The 24,444-nt window shown below is 70.6% G+C and carries 25 protein-coding genes and 1 pseudogene; 13 read left to right on the forward strand and 13 right to left on the reverse strand.

Annotated elements, in window-relative coordinates; translation table 11 throughout:
- Positions 1-13: 13 nt before the first annotated feature.
- Entirely contained in the window at positions 14-1,060 is a 1,047-nt protein-coding gene (locus tag C3492_RS10190; protein ID WP_103811401.1) for a zinc-binding alcohol dehydrogenase, read from the reverse strand.
- Positions 1,061-1,186: 126 nt separating this feature from the next.
- Here C3492_RS10190 and C3492_RS10195 point away from each other — a divergent pair, with 126 nt between their 5' ends.
- The 5 genes from C3492_RS10195 to C3492_RS10215 all read left to right on the forward strand — a co-directional run bounded on the left by C3492_RS10195 (position 1,187) and on the right by C3492_RS10215 (position 6,709).
- A complete protein-coding gene (locus C3492_RS10195) occupies positions 1,187-2,590 on the forward strand; it encodes an ABC transporter substrate-binding protein (protein WP_103811402.1) in 1,404 nt (467 codons plus the stop codon).
- Between the two features lie 31 nt (positions 2,591-2,621).
- On the forward strand, positions 2,622-3,641 hold the full coding sequence (locus tag C3492_RS10200) for a carbohydrate ABC transporter permease (RefSeq protein ID WP_103811403.1): 1,020 nt from the start codon (positions 2,622-2,624) through the stop codon (positions 3,639-3,641).
- On the forward strand, positions 3,641-4,507 hold the full coding sequence (locus tag C3492_RS10205) for a carbohydrate ABC transporter permease (RefSeq protein ID WP_103811404.1): 867 nt from the start codon (positions 3,641-3,643) through the stop codon (positions 4,505-4,507). The genes C3492_RS10200 and C3492_RS10205 overlap by 1 nt, the downstream gene beginning before the upstream one ends.
- A 16-nt stretch (positions 4,508-4,523) precedes the next feature.
- A complete protein-coding gene (locus C3492_RS10210; RefSeq protein ID WP_103811405.1) occupies positions 4,524-5,726 on the forward strand; it encodes an ROK family transcriptional regulator in 1,203 nt (400 codons plus the stop codon).
- Between the two features lie 83 nt (positions 5,727-5,809).
- Complete coding sequence (locus C3492_RS10215) at positions 5,810-6,709, forward strand: Gfo/Idh/MocA family protein (protein WP_103811406.1); 900 nt, start codon at positions 5,810-5,812, stop codon at positions 6,707-6,709.
- A gap of 411 nt (positions 6,710-7,120) precedes the next feature.
- Here C3492_RS10215 and C3492_RS10225 read toward each other — a convergent pair whose 3' ends face one another.
- Both C3492_RS10225 and C3492_RS10230 read right to left on the reverse strand, forming a co-directional pair.
- Complete coding sequence (locus C3492_RS10225) at positions 7,121-7,786, reverse strand: NAD(P)-dependent oxidoreductase (protein ID WP_103811407.1); 666 nt, start codon at positions 7,784-7,786, stop codon at positions 7,121-7,123.
- Positions 7,787-7,824: 38 nt separating this feature from the next.
- The gene (locus C3492_RS10230; protein WP_103811408.1) at positions 7,825-8,799 is read right to left on the reverse strand and encodes an EamA family transporter; all 975 of its coding nucleotides are present in this window, start codon (positions 8,797-8,799) and stop codon (positions 7,825-7,827) included.
- Positions 8,800-8,877: 78 nt separating this feature from the next.
- Between C3492_RS10230 and C3492_RS10235 the strand changes: the two genes are divergently transcribed.
- Positions 8,878-9,768 carry a LysR family transcriptional regulator gene (locus C3492_RS10235; protein WP_103811409.1) on the forward strand — a complete coding sequence of 297 codons (891 nt, stop codon included), beginning with the start codon at positions 8,878-8,880 and terminating at the stop codon, positions 9,766-9,768.
- 791 nt (positions 9,769-10,559) lie between these two features.
- On the opposite strand, the gene C3492_RS10245 is transcribed toward C3492_RS10235, so the two are convergent.
- Complete coding sequence (locus tag C3492_RS10245) at positions 10,560-11,063, reverse strand: cupin domain-containing protein (protein ID WP_103811410.1); 504 nt, start codon at positions 11,061-11,063, stop codon at positions 10,560-10,562.
- A gap of 30 nt (positions 11,064-11,093) precedes the next feature.
- Positions 11,094-12,218 carry an amidohydrolase family protein gene (locus C3492_RS10250; RefSeq protein ID WP_258055595.1) on the reverse strand — a complete coding sequence of 375 codons (1,125 nt, stop codon included), beginning with the start codon at positions 12,216-12,218 and terminating at the stop codon, positions 11,094-11,096.
- A gap of 217 nt (positions 12,219-12,435) precedes the next feature.
- On the opposite strand from C3492_RS10250, the gene sigJ reads away from it, so the two are divergent.
- Positions 12,436-13,368 carry an RNA polymerase sigma factor SigJ gene (sigJ, locus tag C3492_RS10255; protein ID WP_103811412.1) on the forward strand — a complete coding sequence of 311 codons (933 nt, stop codon included), beginning with the start codon at positions 12,436-12,438 and terminating at the stop codon, positions 13,366-13,368.
- Between the two features lie 225 nt (positions 13,369-13,593).
- Positions 13,594-14,145: an SMI1/KNR4 family protein gene (locus C3492_RS10260; protein ID WP_146075668.1), complete on the forward strand. Its 552-nt coding sequence runs from the start codon at positions 13,594-13,596 to the stop codon at positions 14,143-14,145.
- Positions 14,146-14,683: 538 nt separating this feature from the next.
- On the opposite strand, the gene C3492_RS10265 is transcribed toward C3492_RS10260, so the two are convergent.
- From C3492_RS10265 to C3492_RS10285, 5 genes are all read right to left on the reverse strand, one after another.
- Positions 14,684-15,382, reverse strand: a complete 699-nt coding sequence (locus C3492_RS10265) for a hypothetical protein (protein WP_258055596.1) — start codon at positions 15,380-15,382, stop codon at positions 14,684-14,686.
- 205 nt (positions 15,383-15,587) lie between these two features.
- On the reverse strand, positions 15,588-15,995 hold the full coding sequence (gene coaD / locus C3492_RS10270) for a pantetheine-phosphate adenylyltransferase (RefSeq protein ID WP_103811559.1): 408 nt from the start codon (positions 15,993-15,995) through the stop codon (positions 15,588-15,590).
- A 239-nt stretch (positions 15,996-16,234) separates the two neighbouring features.
- Positions 16,235-17,257: an aldehyde reductase gene (locus tag C3492_RS10275; RefSeq protein WP_103811415.1), complete on the reverse strand. Its 1,023-nt coding sequence runs from the start codon at positions 17,255-17,257 to the stop codon at positions 16,235-16,237.
- Between the two features lie 10 nt (positions 17,258-17,267).
- On the reverse strand, positions 17,268-17,984 hold the full coding sequence (locus C3492_RS10280; RefSeq protein ID WP_103811416.1) for a DUF998 domain-containing protein: 717 nt from the start codon (positions 17,982-17,984) through the stop codon (positions 17,268-17,270).
- Positions 17,981-19,030, reverse strand: coding sequence for an aldo/keto reductase (locus C3492_RS10285; protein WP_103811417.1), 1,050 nt, complete (start codon positions 19,028-19,030; stop codon positions 17,981-17,983). The genes C3492_RS10280 and C3492_RS10285 overlap by 4 nt, the downstream gene beginning before the upstream one ends.
- A gap of 76 nt (positions 19,031-19,106) precedes the next feature.
- Here C3492_RS10285 and C3492_RS10290 point away from each other — a divergent pair, with 76 nt between their 5' ends.
- On the forward strand, positions 19,107-19,649 hold the full coding sequence (locus tag C3492_RS10290; protein ID WP_103811418.1) for a TetR/AcrR family transcriptional regulator: 543 nt from the start codon (positions 19,107-19,109) through the stop codon (positions 19,647-19,649).
- A 631-nt stretch (positions 19,650-20,280) separates the two neighbouring features.
- On the opposite strand, the gene C3492_RS10305 is transcribed toward C3492_RS10290, so the two are convergent.
- A complete protein-coding gene (locus tag C3492_RS10305) occupies positions 20,281-20,676 on the reverse strand; it encodes a hypothetical protein (protein ID WP_103811420.1) in 396 nt (131 codons plus the stop codon).
- 95 nt (positions 20,677-20,771) lie between these two features.
- On the opposite strand from C3492_RS10305, the gene C3492_RS10310 reads away from it, so the two are divergent.
- On the forward strand, positions 20,772-20,999 hold the full coding sequence (locus tag C3492_RS10310; RefSeq protein WP_103811421.1) for a hypothetical protein: 228 nt from the start codon (positions 20,772-20,774) through the stop codon (positions 20,997-20,999).
- 107 nt (positions 21,000-21,106) lie between these two features.
- Here C3492_RS10310 and C3492_RS10315 read toward each other — a convergent pair whose 3' ends face one another.
- Positions 21,107-21,448, reverse strand: coding sequence for a hypothetical protein (locus tag C3492_RS10315; RefSeq protein ID WP_146075669.1), 342 nt, complete (start codon positions 21,446-21,448; stop codon positions 21,107-21,109).
- 403 nt (positions 21,449-21,851) lie between these two features.
- Here C3492_RS10315 and C3492_RS44550 point away from each other — a divergent pair, with 403 nt between their 5' ends.
- On the forward strand, positions 21,852-22,001 hold the full coding sequence (locus tag C3492_RS44550) for a hypothetical protein (protein WP_181140299.1): 150 nt from the start codon (positions 21,852-21,854) through the stop codon (positions 21,999-22,001).
- 467 nt (positions 22,002-22,468) lie between these two features.
- Positions 22,469-23,488 carry a GlxA family transcriptional regulator gene (locus C3492_RS10320; protein WP_103811423.1) on the forward strand — a complete coding sequence of 340 codons (1,020 nt, stop codon included), beginning with the start codon at positions 22,469-22,471 and terminating at the stop codon, positions 23,486-23,488.
- A gap of 379 nt (positions 23,489-23,867) precedes the next feature.
- Here C3492_RS10320 and C3492_RS10325 read toward each other — a convergent pair.
- A pseudogene (locus C3492_RS10325) lies at positions 23,868-24,124 on the reverse strand (aldehyde dehydrogenase family protein); the annotation flags it as partial.
- Positions 24,125-24,139: 15 nt separating this feature from the next.
- Between C3492_RS10325 and C3492_RS10330 the strand changes: the two are divergent.
- Positions 24,140-24,379 (forward strand): GNAT family N-acetyltransferase, encoded by a 240-nt coding sequence (locus tag C3492_RS10330; RefSeq protein WP_258055625.1) that lies wholly within the window; start codon positions 24,140-24,142, stop codon positions 24,377-24,379.
- The last annotated feature ends 65 nt before the right edge of the window (positions 24,380-24,444 follow it).

The following is a 24,444-nucleotide window of genomic DNA, read 5'->3' on the forward strand; positions in this document are numbered from 1 at the left end:
CCTTTCGAAGCGTTCAGAATTCCAGCACGACCTGCAGCGCCTCGGCGGGGCGCTCGTCGAGCAGCACGTAGGCATCGGCGGCGTCGGCGACCGGGACGACATGGCTGACCAGGGAGGTGACGTCCACCTGGCCCTCGGCGACCAGCCGCAGGAAGGTCTGCTGGAGGCGCTCCACGGTCCAGCGGTGGGACAGCTGCGGCGGGACGCCGCCGATCTGGGAGCAGATGAGCTGCACGCGGTTGTGGTGGAACTCGTCGCCGAGGCGCAGGCCGATGCCGTCGCCCTGGTAGAAGCCGGAGGCCACCACCCGGCCGCCGACGGCGACCGACCGCAGCGCGGTGTGCAGGGCGGGGTAGGCGCCGCTGATCTCGATGGCGAGGTCGGCGCCGAGGCCCCCGGTGGCTTCCCGGATGCGTTCGGCGACCTCGTCGGTGCGGGCGTTGAGGGTGTGCCGGGCTCCGTAGCGCTCGGCCGTCTTGAGGCGGCCGTCGAGGGTGTCGACGGCGGTGACGCGGGCGCCGTTGAGCTGGGCCAGGCGGGTGGTGAGCAGTCCTATGACGCCCTGGCCGAAGACGGCGACGTCCTCGCCGAGGTGGATGTCGCCGGCCAGGACGGCGTTGTAGGCGATGGCACCGACCCGGGCGAAGGCGCCGGCGAGCGGCTCCAGTCCGGCGGGCAGGGTGTGACCGATCATGCGCTCGGCGGGGACGATGCCCTCGCTGCGGTGGCCCCAGATGCCCCACACCAGGTCGCCCGCCTGCGGCAGGTCCGGGGTCCCGGTCAGGTCGGGGGCGACCTCGACGACCTCCCCGACCTCGGAGTAGCCCCAGCCGGCCACGGGGTACTGGATGCCGGCCGCGCCGTCGCGGAAGAGCCGGGCCCCGGGGTCCCAGGTCCGCGTCAGGTACGGGTTGGTTCCGCGGTAGGCGGTGAGTTCGGTACCGGCCGAGATGCCCGAGTAGCGGGTGCGGACCCTCAGGTGGCCGGGCGGCAGAGCGGCTCCGGCCTGCTCGGTTACCTCCACCTGACGGGGGCCGGTGAATTGGACGACGCGTTCCACGGATGGCTCCGGAAGGGGTTGCGAGTGCGGTTGCGTCGACAATATCCCGAGCTTATGTCTTGTCAACCAGCAAAAGTGATGCTGTGATGCGTCTTCAACAGACGGAAGTCGTAGCAAGGACATGCAATGCACACCATGAGCCGGCGATCGAAGACGATCGCGGTGGGCATCACGGCGGCCTTGGGCCTGGGGCTGCTCACTGGCTGCGCCAGCAGTACAGGGCCGGGCAGACCCGACCGGGAGATCACGGTCTGGTCACAGGAGAACCTCCCTGATCGCGTCGCCGTGACGCAGAGGATCGTCAAGGGGTTCGAGAAGAGGACCGGCATCAAGGTGCATCTCGTCGGGGTCGACGAGGGCCAGATGCCCCAGCTGATCATGTCGGCCGCCGCCTCGGGCTCGCTGCCCGACGTCATCGGCGCCGCGCCCATGGGCCAGGTCTGGCAGATGTACAGCAACGGCCTGCTCAACACCGACATACCCCGGCAGATCATCGACGGGCTGGGCCGCCAGACCTTCAACGCCAACGCGCTGAGGCTCACCTCGGACGGCGGCCGGAGCCTCGGCGTGCCGTCCGACGCCTGGCTGCAGTTGCTGGTCTACCGCAAGGACCAGTTCGACGAGAAACACCTCAAGGCTCCGGACACCTACGCCCGGGCGGTCGCCGGCGCCAAGGCGCTGACCGGCAAGGGGCACTATGGCGTCTCCGTGGCCACCGACCCGGGAGACGCCTTCACCTCGCAGAGCTTCGAGAGCATCGCGCTCGCCGACGACTGCCAGCTCGTCGACGGCCGGCACCAGGTCGCCCTCGAATCGCCGCAGTGCCGGACCGCGTTCAAGACCTACGACGAACTGGCCCGCACCTATGGCGCCCCGGGCACCCAGACCGTGGACTCCACCCGCGCCACCTACTTCGCGGGCCAGTCCTCCTCGATCCTCTGGTCCTCGTTCCTCCTGGACGAACTCGCCGGCCTGCGCAAGGACGCCCTGCCCAGCTGCCCGCAGTGCAAGGACGACCCGCGTTACCTGTCGCGCAACAGCGGCATCGTCACCGCGATGAAGGGCCCCGACGCCGCCCGGCCCGCCCAGTTCGGCGAGATCACCTCATGGGTGACCACCAAGACCGCCGAGACGGCGGCCTCCCGCGAGTTCATCGAGTACATGATGGGCACCGGCTACGAGTCCTGGTTCGGCATGGCGCCCGAGGGCAAGATCCCCGTCCGGACCGGCACCGCCGCGCAACCCGGACGCTACCTGGAGGCCTGGCGCCACAGCAGCATCGGCGTCGACACCAAGCAGCCCTTCGACAAGGTGTACCCCGCGAGCCTGCTCAACCAGCTCGCCGCCGGCGTCAGCGACATGCGGCGCTGGGGCATCACCCAGGGCGAGGGCGCGCTCGTCGGCGCCACCAACGGCGAACTGCCCGTGCCGAAGGCGATCGGCGCCATGACCAGCGGGCAGATCTCCCCCTCCGCGGCGGCCGGCGAGGCCGACGACGAGGTCACCGCCCTGCAGAAGTCCCTCCAGTAGCCGCCCTCCTGCACGTCGCAAAGGTCCCCTCATGACAACAGCCCCAGCCGGCACACCACAGCGCCGGCACACCGGCGGCAGGTCCACGGACCGGCCCGCCGAACGCGCCCGCCGCCCCATGACGGCGAGCCGCCGCGCCAACCGGGCCGGCCTCGCGTTCGTCTCACCCACCTTCGTCGTGGTCCTCGTGGTGGTGATCCTGCCCATCCTGTGGACCGTCCTGCTGGCGTTCCAGCACGCCAAGCTGGTCGACATCCAGGGCATGGGCCTGTTCGGCAACTGGACCCTGGACAACTTCGACCAGGTGTTCGGCTCGGCCGGTTTCTGGTCCAGCCTGACCACCACCCTGCTGTACACGGCCGGCGCCACGTTCGGCTCCGTCGCCCTCGGCCTGGTCGCCGCGCTCGCCCTGCGCAGGCCGTTCCGCGGCCGTGGTCTGCTGCGCGCGGCGATGCTGCTGCCGTACGTCGCTCCCGTCGTCGCGGTCTCCTTCGTCTGGGAGGTGGCGCTCAGCCCGCAGTACGGCGTGGTCAACAACTGGGGTCACCGGCTGTTCGGCTGGGACGACCCGATCGCCTTCCTGTCCACCCGTTCCTACGAAGTGCACCTGCTCGGCCTGCACTTCGACGTGCCCCTGGCCCTGCTGACCGTCATCGCCTTCGAGACCTGGCGGTACTTCCCCTTCGCCTTCCTGTTCATCCTGGCCCGGCTCCAGGCGGTGCCCGGCGGGCTGGAGGAGGCCGCCCTCGTGGACGGCGCGACCACCACCCAGCGCTTCCGCCACATCCTGCTGCCCCAGCTGATGCCGGTCATCGCGCTGCTGTGCGTCCTGCGCTTCATCCTGACCTTCAACAAGTTCGACGATGTGTACCTGCTGACCGGCGGTGGCGCCGGCACCGACGTCGCGGCCGTGCGGGTCTACGACTTCCTCACCGCCCGTTACGACGTGGGCGCCGCGGCCGCCCAGGCCCTGGTCCTGGCCGTCTCGCTCATGATCCTGATGGGCCTCTACTTCAAGTTCTTCGGCAACAAGGTCCAGGAGGAGTCGTGATGAGCCGGGCTCAGTTCGAGGAGAGATTCTTCGGCGTCGCGCGCTGGGTGGTCATCGCGTTCCTCGCCGTGATCACGGTGGTGCCCTTCTACTACATGCTGCTGCTGTCGCTGAAGCCCATCGACGCGCTGCTGCTCGACCCGGGCTCCCTGTGGGTGTCGGCGAAGGACTTCACCCTCTCCACCTACCGCGACGTACTGCGCTCCACCGACGACGGCGGCCAGGGCTTCCTGAAGTTCCTGCTCAACTCCGCGCTGGTCTCGCTCGGCACCGTCGCCCTGACCATGCTGGCCGCGGTGCCCGGTGCCTATGCGATCAGCCGGCTGAAGTTCTTCGGTCACCGTCAGGTCAGCGCCCTCTTCCTCGCCGTCTACCTGTTCCCGGCGACCTTGCTGGCCGTCCCGCTGTTCGTCGTCTTCGCCAGACTGCACCTGTCCTCCAGCCTGTTCGGCCTCGCCGTCGTCTACGTCGCCCAGACCGTGCCGGTGGCCATCTACATGCTGAAGAACTACCTCGTCACCATCCCCTCCTCGATCGAGGAGGCGGCGGCGCTCGACGGGTGCAGCCGGCTGCAGACCGTCCGCAAGGTGGTCCTGCCCCTGGCCCTGCCCTCCCTCATGGCCACCGGGCTGTACGTCTTCATGATCGCGTGGAACGAGTTCCTGTTCGCCCTGCTCTTCCTCGCCGCGGACCCGGGCAAGTGGACCGTGCCGCTGGGCCTGGCCCAGCTGTCCAACGGCGTCGAGGTGCCGAAGACCGTGCTGATGGCGGGATCGGTGGTCCTGACGATCCCTGTGGTACTCCTGTTCTTCGCCGCCGAGCGGCTGCTCACCGAGGGCCTGACCAGCGGTGCCGACAAGAGCTGACACCACGAGGGAACCGATGCTGACACCGAGCCAGATCAGCGCGGGCGAGCTGCTGCAGCTCATCCGCGGCGGCCACGCGAACACCCGCGCCGATCTCCAGCGGATCACCGGGCTGTCCCGTTCGACCGTCGGCCAGCGACTGGACCTGCTCAACCGGGCGGGATGGCTCAAGCACGTCACGGGTTCCTCCACCGGAGGCCGCCCGTCCCAGCGGATCGTCTTCGACCCCAAGCACGCCTCGGTCATCGCCGTGGACCTGGAGACCAGGTACGCCCGTGCCGCGGTCCTCGATCTCGGTGGCACCATCCTCGCCGAGAACACCGGACCGCTGGACATCGCCGAGGGCCCGGAGGTGGTGCTGGACCAACTGGCCGGGTGGTTCCCGGACCTCATCGCCGCCGCCGGTGTCGACGCCGAGCACGTCTGCGGGATCGGGCTGTCCGTACCCGGTCCCGTGGAGTGGGAGACGGGCCGGGTCATCGAACCGCCGATCATGCCCGGCTGGGACCGGTACCCCATCCCGCAGCGCCTGCAGAGGGCCTACGCCGAGCACGTCGGCGGGAGCCTGGAAGACGGGCCCGTTCCCGTGTTCGTCGACAACGACGCCAACCTCATGGCGCTGGCCGAGCAGCAGGCCAACCACCGGGACTGCACGGCGTTCGTCCTCGTGAAGGTGTCCACCGGCATCGGCGCCGGCGTCGTCGTGGACGGCAAGGTGTACCGCGGGATCGACGGCGGCGCCGGCGACATCGGCCACATCCGCCTGCACGACCGGTCCGACGTCCTGTGCATGTGCGGCTCCCACGGCTGCCTGGGTGCCGTCGCCAGCGGCCGGGCGCTGGCGAGGGACCTGAGCGCCCTCGGCACCGACGCCGAGTCGGCCTCCGATGTCAAGCGCCTGCTCGCCGAAGGGCATCCCGACGCCGTCCGGCTGGCCCGGGAGGCCGGGCGGAGAGCGGGCGAGGTCCTGGTGACCGTGGTCAGCCTGCTCAACCCCGGCGTCCTCATGATCGCCGGCGAGCTCTCCGGGGCACCGTTCATGACCGGTGTCCGGGAGCTGCTCTACCAGCGCGCGTTCCCCCGGGCCACCGCCAACCTCCAGGTCGTCACCTCACGCCTGGGCGATCACGCGGGCGTCATAGGGGCGGCCGCCATGGTCGTCGAGATCCTCTACTCCCCCGGCCGGGCCGACGCCCGGCTCGGCTCCCTCGCGGCCTGAACGGGCCGCCCACGCAGACCCGCCCCAGCGGCGGGGGCAGCCGGACCCCGCCCTCGCAGCACTCTCGTACAGACAGGAAGACCGTGACCGTCATCTCTGCCTCCTGGACGGACCGCCCCGTCGAGGTCGGCCTCGTGGGCGCGGGCCCCTGGGCCCGGGCCATGCACGCCCGTATGCTCGCCGCCGGGCCGGAGACCCGGCTCGCCGCGGTGTGGGCCCGCCGCCCCGACGCCGCGCGGCAGACTGCCGCACCCTACGGGGCACACGTCGCCGCCTCCTTCGACGACCTCCTCGACCGGTGCGAGGCTGTGGCGTTCGCCGTTCCCCCCGCCGTGCAGGCCGAGTTGGCGCCGTCGGCGGCGCGGCGGGGGAAGGCGCTGCTGCTGGAGAAGCCTCTCGGTCCGGATCTGCCCGCGGCGCAGCGTGTCGCCGACGCGGTGCTCGCCGCAGGCGTGGTCTCGCAACTCGTCCTCACCAAGCGCTACCACCCGGTCACCGACGCCTTCCTCGACGCCGCGCGGAGTCGCGAGGTCAGCGGCGCCCGCTCCTGCTACCTCCACGGAGCGTTCCTCGGCGGCGACTTCGCGACCGGATGGCGCCTTGAGCACGGGGCGCTGCTGGATCTCGGCCCGCATCTGCTCGACCTTCTGGACACCGCCGTCTCGCCCATCACCGCGATACGCGGCTCCGGCGACCCCCGCCGGTGGATCGAGCTGACCTGCGAGCACGAGAACGGGGCCGTCAGTCAGGCGTCCCTGTCCGGTTCCGTCGCCGTCGACCGCGCGCTCACCCGGGTCGAACTCTTCGGTCGCGAAGCCCCGTTGACCTACGACACGGCCGAGATCGACCACGAGGAGTGCTGGCCGATCCTGCGGCGCAGCTTCGCCACCGCCGTACGCACGAACCAGCCGACGGAACTCGACGCGGCGCGCGGGCTGTATCTGCAACGTCTCATGGACCAGGCGATCCGGACGACGCTCTGACCTCCGTCCGACGACCAGCCCCCGGTTCTCGTTGACCGTTCCCGTCCGCCTTCGGCATCGTCGTGACCCTCGCGGCGACGGCGAGCCGGTACCCGCGTCACTGTTCACCGAAGGCGGTCTGCCGGGCAAGGAACTGGCCCCCCCGAGCGGAGGACCAGCTGGCGTGTCGTCACCGTCCACGGGGGGGAGGTGGTGCTGCTCGACGCTGAGTGGGGCCGGCGTTCCCCGGGATCTGGGCGGCGGCCCTCGCACAGCTGCCGTGGGGCACCGGGCTGGACGGTGAACTGGTCGTATGGGTCGCCGCAGGTCGTCTGGCGTTCGAGCGGTTGCAGAACCGGCTGTCCCGACGCGGGGCTGGAGTGGGCTGTGCTTGACGCGGCTGGACGAGCCGTACCGGTCGGGGCGTTCGACCTATCCAGCGACTGCGTCGCTGTGGACGACGGTGACGAGGCGTTCGGGGCCGGGGGCTCCGAGTTCGTCGAGGACGGCGACGGCCAGGTCCTCGGCGCTGATCCATGACCGCCCGTCGGCGTCGGTGAGCAGGGTGTCGGTGCCGCGCCGGTAGCGGCCAGTCCGTTCACCGGCCTCCAACAGGGCCGGTGGACTGAGGTAGACCCAGTCGGCACCGGCGTGGGCCTGGCAGGTCCGCAACTGTGCCACCCCGGCGGCGGCGACCGCCTGCACTTCGGCGGGCACGTACGCCGGGTTGTCGGCGACCAGGAGATGGGGATCGTCGGGGCTGCGCAGCGCGCCGGCGCCGCCGACCACGAGGACGCGTATCCCGAGCTGTGCGGTGATGTCCAGTACCGTGCGGGTCGCGCCGACCAGGAAGTCCTGGTCGGCCGGTTCGGTGCGTACGGTCAGCACGACGGCGTCCGCGGCCCGGTGCGCGGCGGAGCCCGCCAGCGCATCGTGCAAGGCGTGGTAGTCGGTCGCGTCCACCGCGATCGGCGTCACGTCCGGATCGTCGCCGGCGGGGTTACGGGACAGAGCGAGGACCCGGTGCCCGCGAGCACGGGCCTCGGTGCTCACCCGGCTGCCGACCATGCCGGTGGCGCCGAGCACGGCGATCGTCATGCCTGTCTTCATCGAGGTTGTCTTCGTCGAGCTTGTCGTCATCGCAGTCGGCCTTCCGATACCTGGTCTTCTCGGATGTGAGTCACTGCCGGTCCCCCGCGCGCCCTGCGGCCGGGCAGACCAGGGGCATTGAGCTGCGCGGCCAGCAGGGCGGCCAGGGCGAGGACGAATCCCAGGGTCTGGAGCAGGCTCAGTGACTCGCCGAGCGCGATGCCGATGAGGGCCGCGACCAGCGGGGACAGCAGCACCAGCGGCGCGGACGCGCCGACCGGGAGTTGCCCGATGCCGCGGAACCACACGGTGTAGGCGATCAGCCCGCCCATGCTGCCGAGCCACAGGTAACCGCCGGCCGCTCCGGCGTCGATCCGCTGCGGCACCCCCTCGAACGCGACGGTGAGCGGGAGCAACAGCAAGCCGCCGGCCGTCAGTTGCCACCCGGCCAGGGTCAGCGGACCGGCCCCCGGCGGACGGCCCCAACGCTTGGTGAGCACGATCCCGCCGGCCATGGTGGCCGTGTGGCCGAGACCGGCCAGTACCCCGACCGGGTCCAGCCGGGCCTGCGGGCCGAGCACGACGAGTCCGACGCCGAGCACTCCGAGGACGCCCCAGGCCAGCCGCCAAGCCGTGGGCCGGTCGTGGAGCACCGCTATGCCCAGGGCCGCGACCAGCAGCGGCTGGGCGGCGCTCAGAGTGGCGGCGACACCGCCGGGGAGCCGTTCGGCCGCCACGAACAGCAGGGGCAGGCCGCCGATGTTGAGCACACCGAGGACGGCGGCCTTCCACCACCAATCCCCGCGCGGCAGCATCCGGGTGATCACCAGTCCGAGCAGACCGGCGGGCAGGGCGCGCATCAGCCCGGCGAACAGCGGATGGCCCGGGGGCAGCAGTTCCGTGGTGACGACGTACGTGGTGCCCCAGGACGCGGGAGCGAGTGCGGTCAGGGCGACGGTGGCCGCCTGATGGGCGGATGAGGTTCGGCGACGGTCCGGTGACCGACGGATCGAGGAATGCATGCGATGCAGTCTCCGCGTTGTCCGTCATGAATCCAACACATGCTTGCGATGCCAGCCATGAACGAGGACGATCGATGAGTGGACCTCCAGCAGATGCGCTACGTCGTCGCCGTCGCCGAAACCCGCAACTTCACGCGCGCAGCGGAGCGCTGCTGCGTGGTGCAGTCGTCTCTCAGCCACCGGATCGCGAGCCTGGAACGGGAGCTCGGGGTCAGGCTGTTCGCCCGGACCAGCCGCCGGGTCGAGCTGACCAGCGCGGGAGCGGCGTTCGTGACCGGCGCGCGCGAGTGTCTGGCCGCCGCCGACCGCGCGGCTGCCAACGCCGCAGCAGCGACCGGCGTGGTGCGGGGGCGGCTCCGGATCGGCGTGATCGTGACGACGGCCGCCATAGACGTGCCCGAACTGCTCCAGCGGTATCGCGCCCAGCACCCGGAGGTCCGGGTCGCACTCCGTTCCGCACGCAGCGACGATCTGGCCGCGGCGATCCGCGACGGCGATCTGGACATCGCCTTCCTCGGCCTGCCGGAGAGCGAACGGCCCTCGGGTGTGGAGGCCGTGGTGCTCGATCACGACGAGCACGTCCTGGTGGTACCGACCGGTCACCGGCTGGCGGGCGCACCCGGGGTCACACTGCACGACATCGCCGCGGAGACGTTCGTGGACTTCGTGGCCGGGACGCCCGCCCGGGCTCAGTCCGACCAGGCGTTCGCCGCGGCGGGACTGGTCCGCGAGGTGGCGTATGAATCCGGTGTCGTCGAGCTGATCACCCGGCTGATCGAGCACGGGCTCGGCGTCGCCCTGCTGCCGTCGGCGTTCATCCGGACGCATGCCGCTGACAACCCCGCGCTGGCGCTGGTCCCGGTGTCCGGCGGGCCGCGCCGCGTGGAGTACCTGGTGTGGAGCAGGTTCAACCCCAGCCCGGCAACCCGGGCGATGCTCGACATCCTCGGGGTCAGGGACAGCGGCTAGGACCGGAACAGCCGGCCACGTGCGCCGGACGCCACCGTGCGGTGGAACGGCAGGATCACCGCTGTGGCGGAGGACGCCGACGGCCCCTTCCTCACCCTGGCGCACGGCCGTAGCGTCCGCACCCGGCTCCTCGTCGGCGCCGGCGGCGCGTTCCGCCCCTGTGGTGAGCCGGGCCCACCCCGTCTACAGCGGCCTGCCCTTCCTCGACGTCCCCCCTGGAAGACGTCGACACCAGCCATCCGGAGGTCGTCGAACTGGTCGGCAAGGGCTCCATGTTCGCGCTCGCCGGCGGGCGGCTCGGGCTGCGGGGCTCCGGCGGGACGTCGGGCGCCGGAGCCGGGGGCGTGGACCTGGTGGCCTTCGATCCGGGGGGCCGATCGCGTCGATGAGGATCAGGCCGCCGAGGCGTCGGCCGCGGTCGCGTACGGCCATTTCGGCGGCCCTCATGGTCAGCGAGCTGACACGGCCGGGCGTCCCGCAGCGCACGGCCGATCCCGCCGACCGCCGCCGCATCATCGCCATCGCACCCGCCTACGCCGCACCGATTGGCGAATGGCTTCCTGACGGCGCCTGTGCATGGGAACGCATCATGCGCGGCCTCGACCCAGCGGAACGCGCCGAAGTCATTCGGCCATGCGCCTCGCCGGGCTCGGGCCGGCACCCGGAGGATCCGATGGGGCGCGCAGGGGTGGCGCCGAGGACGCCCGGTCCAACGGGTTCACGCGTCCGTCTCTTCATGTCGGGCCGGCGCCGCCTGCGAACCGCATTCCGAGAAGCTGCAACCCCTGCCTTCAGACCCGCCCGCCGTGAGGACCAGGCTCCTGCCTGTGCCGCGCGCCGTCCGCGTATCTGATGCCATGTCGGTCAGCGATCCGGTTGAGCCTGGCCGGGTCGAGCCGACCGTCAACCATGAGCTGGGGCCCGGCCTCGACCATGTCCTCGACAAAACACTCCCAGCCGCCCGGCGATGAGATCTGCAGCACGCGTGGGGGGCCGCCGACACCGGGGCGCAGGGCTTGGGGCGTGCCGCGGGGGAGCAGCGTGAACTGTCCCGGCCCGAGCGAGTGGGTGCGCTCCCCGACAGTCACCAGCAACTCACCCTCCAGTACGTAGACACTCTCGTCCGCGAGATGGTGGGTGTGACAGGGAATCGGCTGGCCAAGGACGACTTCGAGCAGCGAGAAGCGGCCTTCGGTATCGGCCGTCGTGGCCTTTACAGCGAAGGCGGGCGGCAGCAGCACGCGGCCCGGCCGTGCCTCGTTGGCACCGAGTAGCACGAAACGGTCGTACGACATGGGGTGTTCGTCCTTCCTCAAGCAAGGGAGTCAACGGGCCTGTTGGACACCGCGCCGCCAGACAGCAGTTACGTTTCCCAGGACCGACACGTCCTGCGTCGGATCGCCGTTCACGAGAAGCAGGTCCGCGCGCAGTCCCGGCGCGATGCGGCCTCGATCGCACAGGCCGAACCGATCCGCCACCGCGCTCGTGGCCGCGACCAGTGCCTCTTCGGCGCGCAGGCCACCGGCCCCGGTCAGCAGAACCAGCTCGCGGTGGAGACCCGCGCCGTGGGCGGGCGCGAACGGGGTGGCGTCGGTCCCGGCGAGCAGCGGGACGCCCGCCTGGTGCAACGCCCGCAGCGCCCCGACGGCGTTGGCGTAGTGGCCTGGGCGCGCACAGCCGGCGGCGGCGTCGGGGTGCGGTCCGTCGATCGCCTCGAAGTAGGCGAGCGTGGTCACGACGAACACGCCCTGGCGGCGCACGCGTCGGGCAAGCCCGCGGGATGCCGGATCGTCCGGCGCGACATCGGCCCACACATGGGCGAGGCCGTCGACGCCCGCGTCGAGCGCGATGGCCACCTCCGAAGCGGTGATCGCGTGGGCGACGACCCGCAGACCGGCATCGTGCGCCGCCGCCGTGAGGGCGGCGGCGGCCTCCGGAGTCACGGCGGGCAGATCGGTGCCCTGCACCGTGCCGTCGTCGATGACGATCTTCAGGAAGTCGGAGCCCTCAGCGATCCGGGCCTCGACGAACGCCGGGGCCTGCGCCGGGTCGGTGACAGTGTCGATCTCCGTTACGTCGCCCGGGTCGAGCACTGTGCCGGTCAGCGCCGCGATCAGCTGCGTCGGGTGCCCGCCCGGCGCCGTGGCGATCGTGCCCGCGCTGCGCAGGTCGGTCACGTCGTCCCGGACAGCCGCGAGCCGCCGGTGCCGGGCCAGCGGGCGGGGCAGGCAGAACATGTCGATCTCGGTGGTGACCCCGTACCGCAGGGCCTCGGCGAGACTGCCGTCGAACACGTGGGTGTGCGCGTCGATCAGCCCCGGCAGCAGTGTTCCGCCCCGCCCGTCGATCTCGATGTCGGCCCGGCCACCCGCCCCGGTGCCGACCGCGGCCACCATCGAATCCTCCACGACCACATCGGTGATCCCCCGGATGTGTTCCCCATCGAACACACGGGCACCGTGAATCCGAGTGCGCATGGTGAAGCCCTCCCTGTGGACATCGCGGAGGCCCTTCCTCCCCGACGACACCACAGAGCGGGCTCGCGCCGATCCCTGTGACATCAGCGCCCGTAACCGTGGCGTGGCTCACAACCGGCCGCCCGGTGTCACACTTACGACGCGGCGCATCTCTTCGGTCGGAGAACATTCCGGGGCAGAGGAGGAGCACATGGCTCGTACACCGTCGTGGCATCCGGCCGAGGACACCGTCACCGAACAGTTCCTCGACCACCGCGAGCTGCTGTTCTCGGTGATCTACAACATGCTGGGCAGCGTCACTGACACCGAGGACGCGCTCCAGGAGGTGTGGCTGGCCTGGGCCGCCCGCCACCGCAATCCCGATGTCAAGCCCGTCGACAATGCCCGTGCCTACCTCACACGCATCGCGGTCAACCAGGCTCTTGCCCGCCGCGCCCACTTGAGCCGCCGCCAGGAGACGTACTCGGGCCCCTGGCTGCCTGAGCCGTTGCTCGTCTCGCAGGACGACGCGGCCGACGGTGCCGAACGCGCCGAGGCACTGTCGATGGCCGTCCTCGTCGTTCTCGAAACGCTCTCGCCGCTGGAGCGCGCCGTGTTCGTCCTGCACGAGGTGTTCGGCTTCGCCCACCCGGAGATCGCGCAGATCTTGGGCCGCTCGCCCGCTGCGGTGCGCCAACTCGCCACCCGCGCCCGCCGCCACGTCCAGGCCCGTCGCCCGCGTCACCGGCCCCGGCGAGACCAGCATGCCCGGGTCACCGAACGCTTCGCCGAAGCCGCCCTGGGCGGGGACCTGCGGGCTCTCCTCGAAGTACTGGCACCAGACGTGACCCTGTGGACCGACGGCGGCGGCAAGGGTCCCGCGGTCAGCCTCCGGCCGGTGCACGGCCGAGACCGAGTCGCTGCCGTGTTCACGGCGGTTGCCCGTGCCCTGCCCCCCGAAGGCGTCGACGTCCGGTACCGGTTGGTGGCCGGTGACCCCGGCGTCCTCGTCTTCTCCGGCGGGAGCCCGCTTGCCGTCGTGGTGGTGGACCTCGCCCTGGACGGCGAGCACGTCACCGGCATTTTCTCGGTCACCAACCCCGACAAGCTCGCCGGCATCCACTCCCTCGACCGTGACGTCTAAGCACTCCAGGTCGTGCCCGACCGGTCCGGGCAGCGGCCAGGCCTCGCGCGCCGCGTCCCGGTACGGGCAGGCCTTCACCGGCTGAGGCACCCTCCCCCGGTGAGGGCGGGAGGTCGCGAACCAAGATTCCTTCACGGGCTGAGGCGTCGCCGACGCATCACGCTCCGAGCCAGAGCCGGTTGCTCGCGCTCGGCCACCGGTCGGGCGCCTTGTTACGGTCGCTGCATGGACAGTTGGGACGGGAACGCCGTACGCGCACGGATACGGGAGATGGCAGCAGGGGATCCGGGGCTGGTGCGCTTCGGTGCGGACACGCACCGGTACAAGTTGGCGGCTCGGTTGCCGGAGGCGGAGATCCGAGCGTTCGAGGAATCGCATGGCATCGATCTGCCGGTGGAGTACCGGTCTTTCGTCGCAGAGGTGGGCAACGGCCCCGCCGGCCCCGGCCATGGGTTGGTGCCGTTGACCGTCGCCCGCCCCGAGGCCGACGAAGAGTGGGCCGTGGACGCCGAGTGGTGGGAAGACCGGCTGCCGGGCCGACTCGCTGAGCCGTTCCCTCTCACCGCACCTCGGCCCGGTCGGATCGACGCAGCGGCCGATGCACTGACCCGGGGCACGCTCATGTTGGCCGAACAGGGCTGCGGCATCTTCACACGGCTGATCCTGAACGGTCCACGAGCCGGCCAGGTCTGGCAGATCGATCCCGACTGGGGTGGCTTCGTCCCGGTGAGCCCCGGCTTTCGCACCTGGTTCACGGGCTGGTTGGCGAGCCCCTGAACACGCGTTACGCCGACCGGGCCAACCCGCAGATCTTCGAGGCAGACCACCTCACGAGTGAGTGACCCAGGCCGCCCCATCGGATCCTGGAGAAGGGCAGGTTCCTCGTCTGGATCAAGCCCTGACGGCGTCACCGCTCCCCCGGCAACACCCCATGAGCGATCAGACCGAGCAAGGGCACGAGCTTGTGCCCGTGCAGCACCACCAGTTCCAAGACGGCATCGCCACCGTCCACACCGGCGTCCACACCGGGGACATCGACGTCACTGAGGTCGGGACACCGCCATCGACCCCGCTCCGGACGAGGTGGTCGGGCGGACGGGGTGCAGGTCAGGCAGGGGACACCGCACGGTGGCGCGCGGGCGGGGTGCCTTCGGCCCGTGCCCGGGGGGATCGCGCGCCGGCCGGAGGACGCCGGCCGGCCCCGCGGACGTCCGAGGCGGCCCCTACGATGCCGGGAGCACCGCGCCGGCTCGGTACCCCGGCCACCACGTCGCTGCTGCCAATTGGTGAGGCGCGAAACGGGGCTGTCCCCTGATCATGCGGTTTCGGGGGTGGCTTCCGGTTCCGGAACGGGGTATCCGATCTGTGCCAGATCCTCGGCGAGGTCAACGAGCTCGACTTCCGGATTCAACGCCGATACGACTCTCTGAGTGAGAGGCCGCAGCGCATAAACGTGGCGGATGGCCTCGATGTCCGTGGTGACCTCGTAGCACTCCTCCGCGAACTGCTGATAGGCCTCGGGGCGACCGTCCACCAAGACGTCAAACAGCCACTCCGGGCTGCCGTCGTCCTCCACGCCCGCAGGCAGGGGCTCGATGGCTCCGGCCCTCCATTCGGAGTCCGCCTGCTGACGCCAGAAGCACACGGTCACCCGCGGTATCCCGTCGTGTCCGCTGAACGCCGGCTCCACGATGTTGTGGGCGAACACCTCCGGCACTCCGTCGAACAGACCTGGCCACGGAACTGGAGGCGTGACCCGATACGGGCTCATCGGCGACTCGTGATCGAAACCGCGGGCATACGCACCCGCCTGCGAGAAGACGATCGAGTAGTCATTGCCACACCCGTCTCGCATGGAGGCCATCTCCTCGGTCGGCGACCACCGGGCGTCGAACGAGTAGAACCGGGACTCCCAGTCCGGACTCATGATGGCGTCGAGGACAGCCATGGCACGAGAGCGGTCGCGAACGATCGAGATGTCCGGCAGCTGACGGACGACTTGATAGACAGACACAGCCGTATCCAAGCTGATCCCGCTGACAGCGCCTACACCACCCCCCTGGCATCGTGGGTTCCGCAGAACGCCCCGGCGGATGCGTTGGCGCAGCCGGCCGGCGGCTGCTCACTGGGGCCGCTGCGGGCTGTCATCGCCCTGACGCTGCACCTGGCTGACCGGCTGCTGGAAGAAGCTCGCTCGAAGGATCAACCGGGACACGGTCCTATTGACTCATCGTGGTGACGAGGGTGGAGGAGATGTGGGCCAGGGTGGGGTCTGCGGCGATGAAGAACGTTTCGACTCCGGCCAGTTCGTGGTTCATCCGAGCCATCGGCATTTCGTGGTCCAGGTCGCGAACGCCGCGGACTCCGCGGATGACGACATCGATTCCTACCCGGCGGCAGTAGTCGACCAGGAGGCCGCCGGTGTGGGAGTCGACCGTGACGTTGTCCAAGTCGGTTGCTGCCGCGCGGAGCCGGTCCAGCCGTTCCGTGATGGGCAAGCGGCCGGTCTTGTTCGGATTGAACATCACGCACACGACGACCTCGTCGAACAGGAGGGCAGCGCGCCGGAGTACATCCTGGTGCCCTTGAGTGACCGGGTCGAAGGATCCTGGGAACAGGGCTCGCATGATCGGGAAGAGTAACAACCGGCCGTCCCCGGTGGCGAGGTGCCAGGGCTGCCAACCATCAAGATCACACCGACAGGGAGAACGCTGGATCCGCTCGGGATGCGCGGTGACCGGACCGCCGCCGTCCTGTGCTGCAGGCTGAAGACGCCCGCCCTGTCCATGACCGCCCCGCCGGTGGCTGCCCCGCTCCAGTAGGCCGCCCCTCCCTACCCCTTGGGCACTGTCCAAGGACGAGCCGGTCATTTCCCGATGCCGTGGGCGAGGAGGCTTTCGGCGGTCTCGGCGATGGTGTCCTCGATGGGACGCGGCCGCCACCCCAGGAGGCGTTCCGCCTTGGCGCTTGTGGCGTGGAGATCCCGGCCCAGCTGGTGCCGCAGCAGTCGCAGTTCGGGGTTCACGGCGCCCAGCGCGCGAGTGAGCCACACGGGCAGTTCACGGGTCGGGGCCTTCGCAGCGCGCTCGCCCAGGCGGTCACGGAGAATGCGGGCGATGTCGACGAGGCGCAGGCTGTGCCCCGCGACGGCGAGGAAGCGCTCGCCGGCGGCTGCCGGATCGGTCATCGCACGCAGATGCAGGTCCGCCACGTCGCGCACGTCGACGTAACCCATCCCGAAGGGAGGGCACGCAGGAATCCGTCCTTCGAGCATTCTGCGCACAAGGCGCAGGGACGGTGGGTCGTCCGGGCCGAGCAGTGGTCCGAAGACACCCACGGGATGAATCGCCGCGAGTTCCAGGCCACCGCCTTCGTCTTCGATGAACTGCCAGGCGGCGCGCTCCGCGAGTGTTTTGGACCGCTGGTAGGGCGGGATGTCGTTGTCGATGTCGGTCCAGTCCTCCTCGGTGAACGGGGTGGAGCGCGGGGGATGCCCGATCCCGACGGCTCCGAAGGCGCTCGTCAGGACGACGCGGCGCACGCCGGCGTCGCGGGAGGCGCGCAGCACCCGCAGGACGCCTTCGCGCGCCGGGACCACCATCTCGTCGTCGTTCGCCGGTGTACTGCGCAGGGTCGGCGAGGCGACGTGGAGGACGGCATCGCAGTCGGCGACGGCCTCGTCCCAGCCGCCGAGGTGCTCCAGGTCGGCGCGTACGACCGTGAGGCGGTCGTCTTCGAACGGCTGGGCTGCGTGAAGCCAGGAGCGCAGAGCCGGCTCGCGCCGCAGGTCGCGGACCGTGGTGCGTACGGTGTGCCCGGCGTCGAGCAGGGTCAGGACGCACCAGCTGCCGATGAATCCTGTGCCTCCGGTGACCAGTACCGGTGTCATCTGTGTCTCCTCAGTTCGAGACGTGTGCTTCGAGCGGTGCCGGCGGGCACGTCGCATGACGTCGCTGGGCGGCCAGGCTGCTTCCGAGGAGGGCGTGGCCGATCATGATCGGGTAGATCACGGCGCGCTCGAACATGCCGATGTTCCACATCCAGCCGGTGAACACGTCGGCCATGAAGAAGGGGAACGCGATCAGTCCGACGGTGCCGAGTGCGATGCTCGCGATCGACCGGCTCCTCGGGAGGCCGATGCGTGCTCCGCCGGCTCCGACGGCGATCGCCATGATGTTGCCGGCGAGCATGACTCCCTGAGCGCCGAGGGTGTGGAAGACGATCAGGCCGTTGTCGACGTTGGCGTCGGAACCCTGGAAGACGCCGACGAGCGAGACCCCGACGCCGGCGAGGACGGCGAGGATCAGGATGCTGATCGGGCGGGTTCCCTCGCGTGGGTCGAACACGAGGAACGCGCCGACGATCAGGAGGATGCCGTAGATCACCCAGCCGGTGTCCATGACCGCGCCGAGGGGGGAGTTGGCGACCTGTCCGAACGCAATCTGGCGCGGGCCGGTCAGGCCGAGGTGGCTGACCCAGTCGTGGAAGGGCGAGTACGGCGGGTCCCGCCAGGCCGCGGCGGTGACGAACTCGGCGAGCCAGGACAGGAGCGGGCCGAGCAGGATGAGGAGGGCTCCGGCGCGGGCGGCCGGGCCGGTGCGGACGATGGGGTTCACGACAGGGCCATGCCGGGGACGCGCCGGCGGATGGCCTCCAGTTCGGCCTCGTCCGAGACGCCCTGCCAGTCGTACCGCGGCGTGTACGGCGACTCCAGGGCGCGCACCTCGTCGTCGGTGAGTTCGAGGTCCAGGGAGGCCACGGCCTCGTCGATCTGCCGGATCGAGCCGGCGCCGACCAGCGGCGCGGTGACGACCGGCCGGCGGCGCAGCCAGGCGAGCGCGACCTGTGCACGGCTGACGCCGTGAGCGTCCGCCACCTGGCCGACCGCGTCGATGATCGCGCGGTTGGATGCCTCCTGCTCGGGCGAGTAGAGCAGGTCCGCGTAGGCGCCGTCCGTCTCGGAGCGCGCCGTCGAGCGGGCGTCGTCCCACGCGCGGGCGAGGCGGCCACGGGCCAACGGGGACCAGATGAGGGTGCCGACACCCTCGTCCAGGCACAGCGGGATCATCTCCCGCTCCTCCTCACGGGCGAGCAGGTTGTAGTGGTTCTGCATCGACACGAATCGCACCCAGCCGTGCTGCTTCTGCAGGTGCAGCGCCTTCGCGAACTCCCAGGCGTGCATGGACGAGGCGCCGAGGTAGCGGACTTTGCCGCACTTCACGAGGTCGCTGAGTGCCTCCAGCGTCTCCTCCCACGGGGTCGCGTGGTCGTTGCGGTGAATCTGGTAGAGGTCGATGTAGTCGGTACCGAGGCGGCGCAGCGAATGGTCGACCTCGGTCATGATCGCCTTACGCGACAGCCCCCGTCCGTTCGGCCCCAACCGCATCGGATGGCGCAGCTTCGTGGCGATCACCACGGCGTCGCGGTCGGCGAAGTCCTTGAGCGCGCGGCCCAGGATCTCCTCGCTGGACCCGTTCGAGTACATGTTCGCTGTGTCGAAGAAGTTGATCCCCGCCTCCAGCGCGTGCTTGATGAGCGGACGCGCCTCCTCCTCGCCCTTCGACCAGACGGGGTGGCCCCGGTCGGGCTCGCCGTAGGTCATCGCGCCGATCGCGATCGGCGACACGTCCAGGCCGGTGGTGCCCAGCTTGAGGTACCGCATGATGCTCCTCTAAAGTAAGTGGAGAGGTCTCCGCATAACGTAGTGGAGAACTCTCCGCTTAGCAAGGTGAGGTCCCGTGGTCCGTTCAGACGCTCGTGAGAACAGGGCGCGCATCCTCCAGGCCGCCCGCGAAGCGCTCGCGGAGGACGGCAGCGCGTCGATGAACCAGATCGCCCAGCGCGCCGGCGTCGGCCCGGGCACCCTGTACCGCAACTTCCCCACCCGCGAAGCGCTCGCCCTCGCCGTCTACCAGGACGAGGTCACCCGCATCGTCGGCAGCGTGCCGGGGCTGCTCGCCGAGATGCCGCCCCTCGAAGCGCTCCGCCACTGGACGACCGACCTCGTCGAAGCGATGCGCCGGAAGCACGGCCTCGGCGACGCGCTCAGCCCCGGCGCGCACCAGGCGATCAGCGAGCAGAGCTACGAGCCGGTCATCGCCGCGATCACCGAGCTCCTCGACGCCGGCAAGAAGGACGGAAGCATCCGCACGGACGCCGACCCCGGCGACTTCCTCCAGCTCACCGGCGCACTGTGGCGCGCCGCGTCCGGTCCCGAAGACCGGTCACCCCGCATGCTCGCGCTCATCCTCGACGGGCTCCGCACACAGCCGCAGCGGTAGAGGTCGCGTACCGGAACTCAGTTGACGGTTTCAGATCCGGGCGAGCACCACGTAAGGGCGCCCGCGGTGTCGGCCGGTGGGTCCTCTCAGCGGGTGGTGGGTCCTCTCAGCGGGTGGTGGGTCCTCTCAGCGGGTGGTGGGTCCTCTCAGCGGGTGGGTGCGAGCAGTTCCTGCGACAGGGTCCACAGGCGTCGGGCGTCGTCCGGGTCGACGGCGTACCGGACGACGCCATGCAGGGTGCCGGAGCCGCGCTCGACGACCTCGGAGCACGGGGCGAACGGCCCTGGTGAAGTTCGATCAGGAGGCGTGCGGCATCGCACACACGCCGCGCGCATCTTGCTCGGCGGGCAGAGGCAGTGAGGGCGACGGAACGGCAACCCGGCGGCCGGAGCAAGCGTGCGAGGCGGTACTTGGGGCGGGACGCTCAGTCCCCCGGGCTCTCCGCGGCCGGGTTCCATGGCGCGTTCGTTCCGAACCGCCTGCGGAAGACGGTGCCCGGCGCCGAACACCGCGTCCGACGCGCCGCGGACGACGGTCCGACGGGCCTGGCGCCTGGGCCTCGTCGAACGGCGTCGCAGGTGTTGCTCGCGTCAGCCGGCACTGCGTAGGCGATCATGCTCTTGAGGGTCGATCAGTGGGCGAGTCGATCGGCGGACAGCAGCCACCACCAGCGCCGACGCTCGGTGACCAGGGTGACGGCGGCCAGCAGGGTCACACAGACCGCGGGTCCAGGCGGCCACGCCACCCACGAGGAGACCACGGCCGCGACCAACTGGAGCAGCACCAGCAGGATCGTGGCCCAGCCCGGGACCGAGATGATCACGTTGGCCTTGTCCCCGGGGGTCGAGAAGATCGTAGGGAGGCCGATCAGAACGACCACGGACCCGACGGCGAGCAGCCATGAGTGGTCGGCCAAGGCCCAGGGGGTGGCCACCCACGCCAGGAGTTCCGTCGCGAAGCGCAGGGCGGACGCCGCTCGGCCCTCCGGTCGTTGAGAGGCCGTTGCCGCACGAGTGTTGTCGGTCACTCGCGGACCATCTCACATCGCGCGGTCAGGGTCCCAGTGCACAGTGAGCCGCGGACGGACCTGCCCCCCCCCGCCCCGGAGACGAAGGATCGACCATGCCGCATACGACAGAAGAGCCCGCACACATCTCGGTGTCACCACCGGACTACCTGAGCGCCGAGCAGTGGGCCGGCCTGTCCCTCGCCGTTCTGCAAGGCGTTGTCGAGGGCGTCGACCGGGCCGGCCTCCGGGGCGCGTGGGCCTCCGATCTCGGGGTGGCCGCGGTGAAAGGGCTGCGGGACCGGCTGGACGAGCTGATGGCGGAGGAAAATGACGGTGAATGAGCCGGTGCGGTAGCTCAGCGAGCATGTGCTGAATGCCGTGTTCACTCGGGTCGTCGGCTTCGATCCGGAGACGACCGCGGACGAGTGTCACGGGCGCTGCTCACGTCTCAGTAGCTGTAGAACGCCGCATTCGAGGCGTACAGCTCGTCAGCCACCGTGGCCAACAGATCATCGCTGGAACCCCGGTCGCACGTCTCGCCCAGCGCCTGCTCGAACGCCTCGATGCTGCTCGTCGCCGGGGAACGGTCGCCGTCGGTGCCGTCGATGCCCTTGGCCTGAATCAGCAGTTCCTCGGCCGCGTCCCAGCGTTCACCGTCGCTCAGGCGCCCCACATAGTCCGAGCACGTCTGCGCCCCGTACGGCACGCCCCCGCCTTTGTCGTTGTCGGAGTCGCCACCGCATCCGGCAGCGGCGACCAACAGAACCGCGCCGGCCAGCAACTGGCCCACCCTGCGCATCATGCAGCCCCTCCCCTTCGCCCGGACCCTCCCCGGCCCGGCGCGCCGCAGGCCATTGAAGCACCAGCCGGTCCCGCCCCGAGCCCTCGGCCCAGGGGGCCGCGCGGCCCGCACCCGGAGCACGCGTGCTGAGGAGGCTGTAGATGTCGGCCTGCTGCCGCCTCGGCGTCGCCATGATGGGGCCGCAGCGGGTGTGACGGTCCTGGCCTGCGACCGTGCGGGCTCTCCGGCTCCCTGTTCGCCAACGTCGCGCTGGCCACGGGCAGTTTGACCGACGCCGTCTGCGTACGTCTGCGGGAGATGTTCGAAGCACAGCTGGCCGTGGTCGAGTCGGTGGTTGCCGATGCCCAGCAGCGGGGCCAGGTGCACGTCTCGGACACCTGCGTGGCCGCCGATGGCACAGCTTGAGGGCCGGCTGTTCGCCAAGCTCCACAACGACACGGCGCAGCTCGGTCCGCTGTGGGCCGACTGCCTCGTACTGCTGGGTGCCCACTTCCCAGCGAGTCCGGGCCGGACCGCGTCTGCCGTCCGGGCGAGCCGGTGAGGCGGCCAAGGATCCGGGCGCGTGAGGAGGGCCGCTTTGACCTTGCTGACCGACTCTGGCGAGTGCGCTCTGCGCAGTGCGGTCACCATCCCCCTGTGCGGAGGCACAGCAGGGCCGGGCTGTCTGGGAGGTACGGCCTACCACCAGGGAGCAAGCAGGTCGTGGCATCGGTGTGCGGGGCGGGCGCAGAATGACGGGCGGAAGACCGGGGAGCGACAGTCCCGCCGCGATCGAACTGGGTTCCCTGGTTGCGCCGGGTGACGTTGAGCGATCGCGTCGGGTTCTCTTCGGCCCTGTCACGCGCAGTCCTGGCCCGGTGATGGGCCGGCGGCGGGTCTGCGGAATGACCTTTGAGCAAGATCGATGACGGGGGTTCCCCGTCAGGAACAGCCGTGGTCCGCCGGCCGGCGGCTCGTCTCGCGTCGCGTCGTCCAGAGTCCGCGCGGCGCACAGCCGGGAGGTACCCCATGTATCAGAAGCACCCTGGAGCGGGTCCGCTCACGGTGACGGTGTTCGTCTTCCCGGGGGTACGCCTGCTCGACGTGACGGGCCCCATCGAGGTCTTCGCCTCTGCGAACGACTGGGGTGGGGAATACCGGGTTCAGGTCGCGTCCGAGGACGGGGCGGATGTGGTCACCGCCGCCGGGACGCGTCTCGCCGCCGACCTGTCGGTCGACGACGTGCACGAGACCTGCGACGTCCTGGTGATCCCGGGCGGCCCGGAATGGGAGACGCTGGTCAAGGACGACGCGCTGCTGGACGCCGTACGGGGACTGAGCGGCAGGGCCCGATGCACGGCGTCGGTGTGCACGGGAGCCTTCCTGCTGGCCGCGGCCGGGCTCCTGGACGGCCGGCGGGCGGCGACCCACTGGCGGCAGACGCGTGAACTGGGCCTGCGGTACCCGTCGGTGCGCGTCGAGCCGGACGCCATCTTCGTGCGCGACGGGAAGATGATGACGTCCGCCGGTGTCACCGCCGGGATCGACCTGTCCCTGGCCCTTGTCGAGGAGCACTACGGGGCGGAGGTCGCCCGCGCGGTCGCCAAGGACATGGTCGTATTCATGCAGCGACCCGGTGGCCAGTCCCAGTTCAGCGCCCGCTGCCGGGTTCCGAACCCGCGCCAGGAGACGCTCCGCGAGCTCTTGGACTCGGTCGCGGAGAACCCCGGAGCCAATCACTCCGTGACGGCAATGGCCCGCAGGGCGGGCGTCAGCGTCCGCCACATCACGCGCCTGTTCTACGAAGAGGTCGGCACCAGTCCCGGCCGGTACGTGGAGCAGGTCAGGCTGGAGGCCGCCCAGGCGATGCTGGAGACCGGTGACGACCCCATGGTGGTCGTGGCGCGGCACACGGGTTTCGGCTCACCCGAGTCGCTCCGCAGGGCCTTCGTGCGCCATCTGGGCGTGACACCGGCCGCGTTCCGGGCCAGTTTCCGGACGACCGGCCTGGGCGCCGGGGACCGCACCTCGGCGGCGGACCCGTCGTAGTCCAGGCGTCCGTGCACGGACAGCGTCGGGGGCTGTCCGACCGGAACCCGCAAGGGCTCCTCGTCTCACGGTCTACGGCAGCGTCCGGGACGGCGTCGAATCCGTACCCTGCGCGTGGGCCGCCCGCCCTGGGCGGAACCGCGTACAGTCGCGCGGCGGGGCCGGAGCCTGGCGCCCACCATGGCGGCGAACACGACGGCCCAGAACGCGGCGGCGGCCCGTGCAGCCATCGACGACAAGGACCACGGGCCCACCTCGCCGCGTGAGATCGCCAGGAACACCCAGGTCAGGCCCTGGCTGGTCGTACACTCCCACGGCTTCGAGGCGGGCATGCCGGCCGCCGGCGTTTCGGGCCGTGGACGCCGTCGAGATCCGTCCCCTAACCGGCCGCCGTCTCGGCGGGGTCCGGCCAGCGGCTCGTGACGACCTTGCCGCGCGTGTAGAAGTGCACGGCTTCTCTGCCGTACATGCGGTGGTCGCCGAAGGCCGAGTCCTTCCAGCCGCCGAAGGAGTGGTAGCCCACCGGCACCGGCATCGGCACGTTCACGCCGACCATGCCGGTCTCGACCTCCAGCTTGAACGGCGGGCCGCACCGCCGTCGCGGGTGAAGACCGACCTCGCGTTGCCGAACGGGGAACCGACGGCCAAGTCATCGCCGGCGCCACCCAGAACCAAGGGCACGCCGGGCGCGCCGTCGGGCTCGTACTCCAGGTGATGACGGACGAACTCGGGTTGCACCGCGACGAGGCGTCCACCAATCCGGAGAATCTGCCGTCGCAGCGGGTGCCGCGCCGCAACGGGTTCAGCCCGTACCGCATCGCGCACTCCTCGATCATTCCTGACGGGAGCCGGCAGGACGGGCAGTTGTGGAAGCGGGCGCTGGGCGACTGACTTATCGTTCCCCAGCGAGGGGAGCCGCTGAGTGCTGGGATCCCGCGCTGTCGTCCGCAGGGGTG

This window comes from Streptomyces sp. Ru62 (assembly GCF_002920615.1).
Lineage (GTDB): Bacteria > Actinomycetota > Actinomycetes > Streptomycetales > Streptomycetaceae > Streptomyces.